The organism is Geodermatophilus siccatus (genome assembly GCF_900103785.1).
In the GTDB taxonomy this organism is placed as follows: Bacteria; Actinomycetota; Actinomycetes; order Mycobacteriales; family Geodermatophilaceae; genus Geodermatophilus; species Geodermatophilus siccatus.
In genome coordinates this window covers 686,169-697,084 of the sequence record NZ_FNHE01000001.1, presented here as the reverse complement: position 1 = coordinate 697,084, position 10,916 = coordinate 686,169, and the positions used below count along the sequence as shown (strand labels likewise).

Genomic DNA, 10,916 nt, shown 5'->3' with positions numbered 1-10,916 from the left:
CCGGTGCACGGTGGAGGCGGCGCAGCCGACCCGACCGGCGATGCCCACCGGGCCCAGCCGCTGCTTCCAGCGCAGATGCACGATTCGACGCACCACCGGAGCCGGCGTGCGCCGCGGGCTGCGACGTGGCCGGCTGGAGCGGTCGGCCATGCCGGCCGATCCGTGCTCGCGGTAGCGGTCTGCCCAGCGGGTGGCCGTGGGCCGAGAGACCTGGAACCGCTCCGCGGCGCGGGCGACCGGCCAGCCGTCCTCGACGATGCAGCGGGCCAGCCGCAGCCGACCGGTCTCGGTCAGCGGCGCATTACGGTGGACCACGAGGGACCTCCTGGGGTCTGGGTGAGTGCTTGGCGGCTCTCACACCGAACCCGGAGGTCCCTCCCCACATCAAGATCGACCGTTCACCACGCGGTGCACCAACCTGCCCGATCAGTACAACTAGTCGGCCGTCGCGTGCATCTCCCGCTCGCCGGTGACCAGGTAGACCACCCGGCGGGCGACGCTGACCGCGTGGTCGGCGAAGCGCTCGTAGTAGCGGCCCAGCAGGGTGATGTCGATGGCCGCCTCCATGCCGTGCGGCCAGTCCTTGACGAGCAGCTCGTTGAACAGCTGCCGGTGCAACTGGTCCATCAGGTCGTCCTCGGCCTCCAGCGCGGCGGCCGCCTCGACGTCGAGCTTGGCGATGACGGTCGCCGTCTGCGTCACCAGGCTCTCGGCGACGTGCCCGGCCTCCATGAAGATGGGCCGCAGCTCCTGCGGGACCGCGTGCTCGGGGAAGCGCATCCGCGCCAGCTTCGCGACGTGGACGGCGAGGTCACCCATGCGCTCGAGGTCGCTGATGATCCGCATCCCGGCGGTGATGGTGCGCAGGTCCGTGGCGACCGGTGCCTGCCGGGCCAGCAGGGTGAAGCACCGCTGCTCGATACTCTCCCGGGTGGCGTCGATGTGCTCGTCGCCCTCGATCACCAGGTTCGCCAGCTCGATGTCGGCATCCAGGAGTGCGGTGGTGGCCTTGCTCATGGCCGACCCGACCGAGTTCGCCATCTCGACCAGGCAGTTGTTGATGTCTTCGAGTTCCTCGTGGTAGTGCTGCCGCACCGTCGTCCTCCTCGCCGGCCCTGTCGGCCGTGGCCCAACGCTCCGGGGTACCCGCTGCTCGAGGCCCCGACGATCTCTGGACCCCGAGGGTAGGACCGTCTGTCGACCCAGTTCGGCCTCGTCGGTGAACGGGTGGACACCGGGACGTGAACAGTCACGGTCCGGGGTGTCTCGGTCACCCGTACGGGGGGTGTCCGGCGGTCCGTCCGGCCTAGCATCGGCCCGTGAGCTCGTCGGTCGCCCTGCTGGTCGGCGTCGTCGTCGGCCTGGTGGTCGGCGTCCTGGTCGCCACGCTGCTGGTGCGTCCGCGCCGCCCCGACCCCGAGCGGGTCGCCCCGTCCGACGGTCCCGCCCCCGAGGCGGTCCTATCCCGGCGGCTGCTCGACCTGATCGACCCGGCCATCGTCCTGCTCGACGCCGATGACGTGGTCCTGCTGGCGAACCCCGCGGCCCGCTCCCTCGGCATCGTCCGCCAGACCCGGCTGCTGGTCCCCGAGCTGCTGGAGCTGGCCCGCGCGGTCCGCGAGGACGGCCGACGTCGCGCCGAGGTGTCGCTGCCCGGCGCGGTGGTCGGCGGGGGGCCGCGGCAGGTGGGGGTGCTCGGCGTCCGGCTGGAGCGGGGTTCCGGCCCGGCGCCCGGGCCGGTGGCGCTGGTGCTGCAGGACGTGACCGAGGCGCGCCGGGTCGAGGCGGTCCGCCGGGACTTCGTCGCCAACGTCGGCCACGAGCTGAAGACCCCGGTCGGGGCGCTCTCGCTGCTCGCCGAGGCGATCGAGGACGCCGCCGACGACCCGGAGACGGTGCGTCGCTTCGCCAGCCGGATGACGCACGAGGCCGATCGGCTGGCTCGCCTGGTCCGCGAGCTCATCGACCTGTCCCGGCTGCAGGGCGGTGAGCCGCTGCCCGAGCTCGTGCCGGTCGACGTCGACACGGTCATCGCCGAGGCGGTCGACCGCACCAAGCTGGCGGCCACCGCCAAGCAGATCACCATCGTCTCCGGCGGCGAGAGCGGGCTGGTGGTGCGCGGCGTGGAGTCGCAGCTGGCCACGGCGGTCACCAACCTGCTGGCCAACGCCGTCAGCTACAGCCCCGAGAACACCCGGATCGCCGTTGGCGCCCGCGCCCGCGCCGGCTTCGCGGAGATCACCGTGACCGACAGCGGCATCGGCATCCCGCGCGAGGACCGCTCGCGGGTGTTCGAGCGCTTCTACCGGGTCGACCAGTCCCGGGCCAGCCGTACCGGAGGCACCGGCCTCGGGCTGGCGATCGTTAAGCACGTGGCCACCAACCACGGCGGCTCGGTGAGCGTGTGGAGCGAGGAGGGCCTCGGCTCCACCTTCACCCTGCGGATCCCGCTGGTCCGAGCCGCACCCGAACCCGCCGGTGACGCGCCGGCCGAGCACGACCTGGCCGGCGGCCCGTCCGCCGCTGACGCCCCGGAAGGACGGTCATGACCCGAGTGCTGGTCGTGGAGGACGAGGAGTCCTTCTCCGAAGCGCTGTCCTACATGCTGCGGAAGGAGGGGTTCCACCCGGTCGTGGCCACCACCGGGCCGGAGGCGCTCGCCGAGTTCGACCGCGGCGGTGCCGACATCGTGCTCCTCGACCTCATGTTGCCGGGGCTGCCCGGCACCGAGGTCTGCCGCCAGCTGCGCTCCCGCAGCGGCGTGCCGATCATCATGCTGACGGCGAAGGACTCCGAGGTCGACAAGGTGGTCGGCCTGGAGCTCGGTGCCGACGACTACGTCACCAAGCCGTACTCGGCCCGCGAGCTGGTCGCCCGCATCCGCGCGGTGCTGCGCCGCCGCGGCGACGTCGAGGCACCGGTCGACTCGGCCCTGGAGGCCGGCCCGGTGCGCATGGACGTCGAACGGCACGTCGTCTCGGTGGACGGCGAGCCGGTCGCCCTGCCGCTCAAGGAGTTCGACCTGCTCGAGCTGCTCATGCGCAACGCCGGGCGGGTGCTCACCCGGGTCCAGCTCATCGACCGGGTGTGGGGCTCGGACTACGTGGGCGACACCAAGACCCTCGACGTCCACGTCAAGCGGCTGCGCGCCAAGATCGAGCCGGACCCCGCCAACCCCAAGTACCTGGTGACCGTCCGCGGTCTGGGCTACAAGCTGGAGGCGTAGTACTCGGTCGGCCTACCGGCCGACACCGCGGCCAGGTGCCGTTCCCCAGCTGAGCGGAGCCCTGCCTGCCTCTCCTCACGGAGGCCTCCGGCCCCCGCTCGTCGAGGCGCCTCGCAGGGCGGCGCACGTCGGCGTCCGCGGCCACGTGCCGTCCCCGACCGGCGTTCAGCCCGACCGCCGCCTCGTCGCGGACCCCTACGGGCCCACCTCTCGACGGCACCGCGGCCAGGTGCCGGACGGGCCGGCCGGGGTCAGTTGCCCCGGCCGGTCTCGTCCTGCAGCTCGTCGATCTTGCGCGACGCGTCGGCCTTGGAGATGTCGTCCGGCACGTCCTCGCCGGCCTCGCGGGCCAGCGTGTGCAGGTAGCTCTTCTGCGCGCCGGTGGCCGGCTCGTCACCGGTCACCCAGTCGGACGGGTCCTTCTGGGCGCTGCGGTCGTCATTCGCAGTGGGTTCGCTCATGTGTTCGAGTCTAGGCGGAGGTGAGTTCCGGCGCAGGTCGAGCCGCGGCTGCACGGCGGGCGGCCTCCCACCGGCGGCCGGTGCGGTACACGTGCACGCCGCCGCAGGGGCACTCGACGTGCAGCGCGATGTGGGTCGGGTGGTTGACCACCGAGCGGATGCGCCGGTCGGCGACCAGCTCGTCGGTCCTCGTCACGGGGCAGGTGATCAGCAGCACACGAGCAGCGTGCTCCCGGGCGGTCGCCGGCACGAGTGGCAGAAGTGACCGCTGTCGCAGCTTTCCTGCCATGCTGTGCGCATGAGCACCGACCGTCCCCTCGTGGTGAGCGTGATCGTCGCCGACGGTCTCGTCGGCAGCTTCGGCCTCGGCGTCTGTGCCGAGGTCTTCGGCTACGACCGTCGGCACATGGGGCTGCCGCGCTTCGACTTCGCGCTGGTCAGCGAGTCGCCCGGTGTCCTGCGCACCGACACCGGCATCCCCATCACGGTGGAGCACGGACTGGAGCGACTGGCCTCCTCGGACATCGTCTCGATCACGGCGTGGGAGCTGTTCGACCGCGTGCCCTCGCCGGTGCTGCTCGACGCCCTCCGCGAGGCGTACGCCCGCGGTGCCACGGTCATCAGCCACTGCACGGGCGCGTTCGTGCTCGCCGAGGCGGGGCTGCTCGACGGCAAGCGGGTCACCACCCACTGGAAGTGGGCCGGCGAGCTGGCCGCCCGCTACCCCGCCGTGGAGGTGGACCCCTCGGTGCTCTACGTCGACAACGGCCGGATCCTCACCGGTGCGGGGACGGCGGCCGGCGTCGACACGCTGCTGCACCTCGTGCGCCGGGAGTGGGGCGCCGCGGCCGCCAACGCGCTGGCGCGCGAGATGGTGGTGCCGCCCCACCGCGACGGCGGGCAGGCGCAGTTCATCGACGCGCCCGTCGCCGAGTGCGAGGACGACCTGCTCGGCGCCGTCCTGGAGTGGGCGCAGAACCACCTCGCCGACGACCTCAGCGTCGAGCTGCTCGCCCGCCGCGCGCTGATGAGCCCGCGCAGCTTCGCCCGCCGGTTCAAGGCGACGACCGGGACGACCCCGCACGCCTGGCTGCTCGGCCGCCGCCTCGCGGCCGCGGAGGCGCTGCTCGAGGAGAGCGACGCGCCGGTCGAGGAGATCGCCCGGCTCGTGGGCTTCGGCACCGCCGCCGGGTTCCGCGAGCAGTTCACCCGCCGGCGCGGGGTGTCGCCGCGGGCCTACCGGCAGACCTTCCGGGCCGCGCTCGCCGCGGCGGACGACGACCGCGCCGCGTGAGGACGGACCCCCGTCCTCCCCACCCCTCGCGGGCTCAGGGCAGGACCCGGGACGGGGCCGCACCGATCCCGCCGCGGACTGGGCCCCTCCTCAGGAGCCCGGGATCGGCCGGGCCACGCCGACCAGGGAGTCCAGCCGGCCGGCGTTCGCCGGGGCCAGCGGGCTGCGGATCACCCGGGTGAGCGCGAGCCCGGCCCGGGCCAGCACCAGCGCGTGGGTGCGCGGCGTGAAGTGCCAGATGTGCTCGGTCGGCTTGAGCGTCCACCAGCGGGTGCCCAGCAGCCGCGCCGGCAGCGAGGAGACGTAGGGCGTCGAGAACAGGACGACGCCGTCGTCGGCGACCAGCGAGCGCACCGTCCGCCAGAAGGACAGCGGGTCGGGCACGTGCTCGGCGGTGTCCCAGGCGCACACGACGTCGAAGCCCGGGGTCAGCGGCGCGTCCTCCAGCTGGCCGCAGAACACGTCGAGCCCGAGGGCGTCCTGGGCGTGCCCGACCCCGGTGCGGGACAGCTCGACGCCGGACGTCGTCCAGCCGGCCTCCCGCGCCGCGGCGAGGAACAGCCCGTAGCCGGCGCCGACCTCGAGCAGCCGCCCACCCGCGGCCGCGCCGCCGCGCTCGCGGTCGACCAGGGCGAGGCGGCCCGCCGTCCAGGTGCGCTGCAGCAGCATCGCCGGCGACCAGCGACCCTCGGCCGAGGGGGCGCCGTCGTCCGAGGAGACCCCCGACCCGTAGACGCCGCCCTCGAAGTACCCCACGTCGTCGTAGAGCCGTTGCAGCGCCTCGGGGCGCAGCCGCGGGCTGATGAAGACCAGCTCGCACTGCGGGCAGCGGACCACGCCGAACGGGGCGACGTCGTGCACCAGCGTGCCGGGCAGCCGGCACAGGCAGCAGACGACGTCCTCGGTGTCCTCGGCCGTCCAGCGCGCGAGCTCCGTCACGTGTCCTCCTCGCTGGCGCTCGTCGGACCCGTGCCGACCGTGCTGTGCCGCTGCGTGACCTCGCACGCTCGGTCACGTGGTCAGCCTACGGAGCGACCGGCCCGTTCCACGGCAGTGGCGGAGGCCGCGCCGGGCGTCGTCGCACCCGCGGAGGCCGACGCGGCGCCCCCGGCGGCCGGGTAGCGGGAGGCCACCAGGGTGGCCAGCCGCCGGCGGACGACGGGGGAGACCAGCCCCTCGCCCTCGCCCAGCAGCTCCCCGGGGACGACGACGTAGCGGTCCGGTGCCGCCTCGGCGAGCGCGAGGAAGGCGCGGCGCACCGCCTCGGCGTCCGCACCCGCGGGTGCCGAGGTCACCGGGGAGTCCACGACGACGGTCAGGTCGGGCAGCAGCCCGCGGGTGCCCCACAGCGACGTCCGGAAGATGCGGTCGCCGTCGAGCCCCTGGCCGGCGCCGTGGAAGGCGATCGAGGTGTCCACGTAGTGGGTGTTGACCACCACCCGGTTGGCCTCGAGGGCGGGGCGGATCACCGTCGCGACGTGCTGGGCGCGGTCGGCGGCGGCCAGCAGCGCGGCGGTGTGCGCCGTGACCGGGCGGCCGGTGTCGTCGACGGCCGGCCTCGGCTGCGGGACGCCGGTGCTCGAGCCGGGCGCGGCCGGGAAGAGCAGACCGCGCACCTGCCGGCCCAGCCGCGTGTCACTGGGCTCGGCGGTGACCTCGACCGGGCAGCCGCAGTCGCGCAGCACCTGGGCCAGGTCCGCGGTGTACCGGCGGGTCAGCTCGCGGTCGGCCCCCTCGACGACGACGAACAGCCCCACGCCGCTGGAGGCGGCCGAGAACAGGTCCGAGCGGCCCCACAGCAGCCGCAGCACGTCGCGGACGCGGGTGCGCGAGCGGACCGGCACCACCTGGCGGGTGGCGTAGGCGCTGACGGCCAGGGCGATCACCCCGCCGACCAGCAGCGTCAGACCGGGGCCGGTGAGGGTGAGCACCAGGTCGCCGAGACGGACGTCGTGGGTGCCCAGCAGCCCGGCCAACCCGGGGCCGACCGCCACGGCCAGCAGCAGCACGATGCGCACCGAGGAGATGACGAAGGCGAAGACCCGGCCGCGCAGCCGGTCCTCGACCTCGAAGCCGATGAGCGTGTAGCCGATGATCCAGCTGACGCCGGCGAACAGGCCCACGCAGAACGCCGCGGCGGTGGCCAGCACGAAGTCCCGCAGCAGCGACATCGCCAGCAGCGCCACGCCGGCCAGCCCGATGGCGTGGGTGAAGACGCTGCGCCGCGGCACCGTGGGCAGGATGCGCGGGCCGGCCAGCATGCCGATGGCCAGGCCGGTGAAGACCACGCCGAACACGACCGAGTAGCCGGCCGCGCCGGCCTGCAGGGTGGCCACGTACAGCTGGGCGACGCCGACGGTGAGCCCGCCGGCGCCGAACGCGCCGATCACGCCGACGTAGAGGGCGCGCATGAACGGCTGGCCGCGCAGGAAGGCCACGCCCTCCACGACCAGCGAGAGGACGTTGCGCTGCGCGCCGTCCCGGTCGACCGGGGTGCCCGGGATGAGCCGGCGGGAGCACAGCACGGTGGCGGCGCTCAGGCCGAAGCTGGCGGCGTTGACGACCAGGGCGACGACGATCGCCGTCCGCGCCTCGCTGCCGTCGCCCTCGCCCAGGAGCCGGCTGACCGTGGACAGCAGCGCGAACAGCAGGGCGGCGACGGGGACCGCGCCGTACACGGAGAACAGCGAGACCTGGTTGGCGACGGCGAGCCGCTCGCGGGGCACGATCGAGACCCAGATCGCCTGCTTGGCCGGGTTGGTGAACAGCCCGACGGCCTCGACGAGGAACTGGGCGACGTAGAGCCAGGTCAGCTCGTAGGTGACCGCGATCGACAGGTACAGCGTCAGCGCCAGCAGCTCGCCGACGACCACCGTCGTCCGCCGGTCCAGCCGGTCGGCCAGCGCCCCGGCCAGCGGTCCCAGCACGAGGTCGGGCAGCAGCCGGGTGAGGATGACGCCGGAGATGGCCGCGCCCTGCACGGCCAGGGACTCGCCGCGGGTGAGCTGCTGGGCCATCGCCGTCGTGGCCAGCAGCCCCAGCCAGTCGCCGAGGCTGGAGACGGTGATCGCGGCCCACAGCCGCCGGAACACCGGGATGCGGACGAGCGCGAGGAAGGCGTTGTCGGACCGCCCCCCGGCCGGGGGAGGGCCCGCCGTCGCGCGCTCCTCGGTCACAGTCCCGCCGTCCGGTCGTCGGTCGCGTCGCGGGAAGGGTAGTGGCGCGACGTGACCGACCGGTGTCGTCCGGCCCCCGGTCGGGGGAGTTCTCAGGGACGGCGGCGGTGCAGCGTCACCGGGACGGGCGGCGGGCTCGCCGGATGGGGGGCGACCAGGCCGCGGTCCAGCCGCTCCTCGGCCAGCCGGCGCAGCTCTGCATAGGCCGCCGGCCCCAGGAGGGCGGTGAGCTCGCCCTCGTAGGTGACCACGAGCGGTTCGGCGGAGACGTGCGCCGCCGGTGAGCCGGTGCACCACCAGTGCAGGTCGTGCCCGCCGGGGCCCCAGCCGCGGCGGTCGAACTCGCCGATGCTCGACACCAGCACCGTCGTGCCGTCGGGGCGCTCGACCTCCTCCTGCTCGCGGCGCACCGGCAGCTGCCAGCAGACGTCGGGCTTGGTCAGCAGCGGGTGCAGGCCCTCGCGCAGCGCCATGCGGTGCAGCGCGCAGCCGGTGCCGCCGGGGAAGCCGGGCCGGTTGAGGAAGACGCAGGCGCCGTCGACCAGGCGGGTGCGCAGCGACCGGACGCCGCCCTGCTCGTCGGCGTCGTCCTCCTCGGTCCAGGCGCCGCGGCCGACCGGCGCGAGCTGCCAGTCCTCGTCGGGGAGGTCGGCGACGGCGGCGGTCACCCGGGCCAGGTCGTCCTCGTCGGTGAAGAAGGCGCCGTGGCTGCAGCAGCCGTCGTCCGGACGGCCCTCGACGACACCGGCGCAGCCGCGGCCGAAGACGCACGTCCAGGCCGACGACAGCCAGGTCAGGTCGGCGCGGACGACGTGGTGCGGATCGGCCGGGTCGGGGAACTCGACCCACTCACGGGCGAAGTCCAGCGGCACCTCGGGTGGGACGTCGTGCACCCGGCCAGCGTAGAGAGAGGACCCCCTCCCCCTCACGCCTCGATCCGCTCGGCGCGAGCCTCCGGAGGGGGCCGTGCAGACTGACCGCATGAGGCTCGGGGTGCTGGACGTCGGCTCGAACACCGTGCACCTGCTCGTGGTCGACGCCCATCGCGGCGGCCACCCGACCCCGCAGCACGACGACCGCTGGCTGCTGCGCCTGGCCGAGCACGTCGGCGACGACGACCTGCTGTCCAAGGACGGCGAGAAGGCGCTGCTCAAGGCGGTGCGCAAGGCGTGCGAGCAGGCCGAGAAGCAGCGCTGCGACGAGGTGCTCGCGCTGGTCACCTCCGCCATCCGCGAGGCCCGCAACGGCATGGAGGTCCTGGAGCGGGTGCGGCAGAAGACCGGCGTGCAGCTGCAGGTGACCAGCGGTGAGGACGAGGCGCGGCTGACCTTCCTCGCCGTCCGCCGGTGGTTCGGGTGGAGCGCCGGGCGGCTGCTCGTGCTCGACATCGGCGGCGGGTCGCTGGAGCTGGCCAGCGGCCTGGACGAGGACCCCGACGTCGCGCTGTCCCTCCCGCTGGGTGCCGGCCGGATGACCCGACGCTTCCTGCCCGAGGCGCGCACCGGCGGACGTCCGGACCTGCGGGCCCTCGCCGAGCTCGACGAGCACGCCGCGGACCTGCTCCGGCCGGCGGCGAAGAAACTGCTGGCCGGCGGTCCACCGGACCTGGTGGCGGCCACCTCCAAGACGTTCCGGACGCTGGCCCGGCTGACCGGCGCGGCGCCCTACTCCGCGGGGCTGCGCGCGCCGCGCCAGCTGACCCTCGAGGGGCTGGCGCAGCTGCTCGGCTTCGTCGCGCGCATCGAGTCCTCGGCGCTGGCCGAGCTGCAGGGCGTCTCGCCCGACCGCGCCCACCAGATCCCCGGTGGCGCCGTCGTGGCGCGAGCCGCGATGCGGGCGCTGGACGTACCGTCCGTGCGGATCTGCCCGTGGGCGCTGCGGGAGGGCGTCATCCTCCGGCGACTGGACTCGTTGGAGGACGAGAGATGAGCACTCCCCCCGGCAGCCGCGGCGAGGGGCGCCGCGACCCGGAGACCGGCGGCCGGCCGCTGGCCGACATCCTGCGCGAGGCCGGCGTCGAGTCGCCGACCCGCGGCCGGCGCCGCCGCGGGGAGGAGCTCGAGGACACCGGCGTCCGCCAGCGCGGCTCCGGGGACACCGGGCGGGTCGCGGACCGGCCGGAGTTCGGCCGGCGCTCGAGCGACCGCGCCGGGGACCGGGCCGGGAGCCGGCCTGGTGACCGGGTCAGGGAGAAGATCGAGGGCGCCGACGCGCCGGCGCCGGAGCGGCGGGTCGGACGTCGGCAGCCCGAGCCCTCCACCGCGGCCATCCCGGGCCTGCGGCCCTCCCGCAAGCCGGACGTCCCGGCCGCCGCCGGGGCCACGCGTGAGGGCACGGCGCGGGAGGGGTCGGTCCGCGAGCGGGCACCCCGAGCGAGGACGGCGGGCGCCGACCCCGGGCCGCGGACGGGCCCGATCCCCGTCGTCCGGACCGACGACCCGCCGCTGCTCGACGAGGGCGTCGGGCCCGGCGAGGGCGCGCTGGCCTGGCTGCGCTTCATCGGCGAGCTCGTGCTCGCGCTGGCCGCCGGGGTGGGCACCTACTTCCTGTTCACCGTGCTGTGGCAGCAGCTGCCCTACGTGGCCGTGCTGCTGGCCCCGGTCGCCGTGGCCGGGCTGGTCGGCGGTGTCAGCGCGTGGCGGCAGCGCCAGGACCGGGAGCCGGCCGGCGCGCGGCTGGTGGCGGTGCTGGTCTTCGCCGGGACCCTGCTCACCATCGCGCCCGCCGCCGGTCTGCTCTCCACCGCGTGAGGACCACGC

The 10,916-nt window shown here is 74.8% G+C and carries 12 protein-coding genes; 5 read left to right on the top strand and 7 right to left on the bottom strand.

The window, feature by feature from the left end:
- Both BLS21_RS03335 and phoU read right to left on the bottom strand, forming a co-directional pair.
- Positions 1-315 (bottom strand): helix-turn-helix domain-containing protein (locus BLS21_RS03335; RefSeq protein WP_139177001.1); only part of this gene is annotated, 315 nt, incomplete at its 3' end.
- 120 nt (positions 316-435) lie between these two features.
- The gene (gene phoU, locus BLS21_RS03330; protein WP_091213626.1) at positions 436-1,095 is read right to left on the bottom strand and encodes a phosphate signaling complex protein PhoU; all 660 of its coding nucleotides are present in this window, start codon (positions 1,093-1,095) and stop codon (positions 436-438) included.
- A gap of 224 nt (positions 1,096-1,319) precedes the next feature.
- Between phoU and BLS21_RS03325 the strand changes: the two genes are divergently transcribed.
- Positions 1,320-2,549: a sensor histidine kinase gene (locus BLS21_RS03325; protein ID WP_091213623.1), complete on the top strand. Its 1,230-nt coding sequence runs from the start codon at positions 1,320-1,322 to the stop codon at positions 2,547-2,549.
- Positions 2,546-3,226: a response regulator transcription factor gene (locus tag BLS21_RS03320; RefSeq protein ID WP_091213621.1), complete on the top strand. Its 681-nt coding sequence runs from the start codon at positions 2,546-2,548 to the stop codon at positions 3,224-3,226. Before BLS21_RS03325 ends, BLS21_RS03320 begins: the two co-directional genes overlap by 4 nt.
- Positions 3,227-3,477: 251 nt before the next feature.
- On the opposite strand, the gene BLS21_RS03315 is transcribed toward BLS21_RS03320, so the two are convergent.
- The gene (locus BLS21_RS03315; RefSeq protein ID WP_091213618.1) at positions 3,478-3,687 is read right to left on the bottom strand and encodes a DUF3072 domain-containing protein; all 210 of its coding nucleotides are present in this window, start codon (positions 3,685-3,687) and stop codon (positions 3,478-3,480) included.
- 10 nt (positions 3,688-3,697) lie between these two features.
- Positions 3,698-3,883 carry a hypothetical protein gene (locus tag BLS21_RS03310; RefSeq protein WP_245699998.1) on the bottom strand — a complete coding sequence of 62 codons (186 nt, stop codon included), beginning with the start codon at positions 3,881-3,883 and terminating at the stop codon, positions 3,698-3,700.
- A 102-nt stretch (positions 3,884-3,985) separates the two neighbouring features.
- Here BLS21_RS03310 and BLS21_RS03305 point away from each other — a divergent pair, with 102 nt between their 5' ends.
- Positions 3,986-4,981, top strand: coding sequence for a helix-turn-helix domain-containing protein (locus tag BLS21_RS03305; RefSeq protein ID WP_091213611.1), 996 nt, complete (start codon positions 3,986-3,988; stop codon positions 4,979-4,981).
- A 90-nt stretch (positions 4,982-5,071) separates the two neighbouring features.
- Here BLS21_RS03305 and BLS21_RS03300 read toward each other — a convergent pair whose 3' ends face one another.
- The 3 genes from BLS21_RS03300 to BLS21_RS03290 form a co-directional block, all read right to left on the bottom strand.
- Complete coding sequence (locus BLS21_RS03300) at positions 5,072-5,920, bottom strand: class I SAM-dependent methyltransferase (protein ID WP_091213609.1); 849 nt, start codon at positions 5,918-5,920, stop codon at positions 5,072-5,074.
- Between the two features lie 80 nt (positions 5,921-6,000).
- Positions 6,001-8,157, bottom strand: coding sequence for a bifunctional MFS transporter/dTMP kinase (locus tag BLS21_RS03295; RefSeq protein ID WP_091213606.1), 2,157 nt, complete (start codon positions 8,155-8,157; stop codon positions 6,001-6,003).
- 92 nt (positions 8,158-8,249) lie between these two features.
- The gene (locus BLS21_RS03290; RefSeq protein WP_091213603.1) at positions 8,250-9,050 is read right to left on the bottom strand and encodes a DUF3109 family protein; all 801 of its coding nucleotides are present in this window, start codon (positions 9,048-9,050) and stop codon (positions 8,250-8,252) included.
- A gap of 88 nt (positions 9,051-9,138) precedes the next feature.
- Between BLS21_RS03290 and BLS21_RS03285 the strand changes: the two genes are divergently transcribed.
- Together BLS21_RS03285 and BLS21_RS03280 are read left to right on the top strand one after the other, a co-directional pair.
- A complete protein-coding gene (locus BLS21_RS03285; protein WP_091213601.1) occupies positions 9,139-10,086 on the top strand; it encodes a Ppx/GppA phosphatase family protein in 948 nt (315 codons plus the stop codon).
- Positions 10,083-10,907: a hypothetical protein gene (locus tag BLS21_RS03280; protein WP_091213598.1), complete on the top strand. Its 825-nt coding sequence runs from the start codon at positions 10,083-10,085 to the stop codon at positions 10,905-10,907. The genes BLS21_RS03285 and BLS21_RS03280 overlap by 4 nt, the downstream gene beginning before the upstream one ends.
- Positions 10,908-10,916 lie beyond the last annotated feature (9 nt).

Coding starts and splice junctions, on each gene's coding strand:
- BLS21_RS03320 (WP_091213621.1), top strand. CDS start 2,546: ATGACCCGAGTGCTGGTCGTGGAGGACGAGGAGTCCTTCTCCGAAGCG.
- BLS21_RS03280 (WP_091213598.1), top strand. CDS start 10,083: ATGAGCACTCCCCCCGGCAGCCGCGGCGAGGGGCGCCGCGACCCGGAG.
- BLS21_RS03315 (WP_091213618.1), bottom strand. CDS start 3,687: ATGAGCGAACCCACTGCGAATGACGACCGCAGCGCCCAGAAGGACCCG.
- BLS21_RS03285 (WP_091213601.1), top strand. CDS start 9,139: ATGAGGCTCGGGGTGCTGGACGTCGGCTCGAACACCGTGCACCTGCTC.
- BLS21_RS03305 (WP_091213611.1), top strand. CDS start 3,986: ATGAGCACCGACCGTCCCCTCGTGGTGAGCGTGATCGTCGCCGACGGT.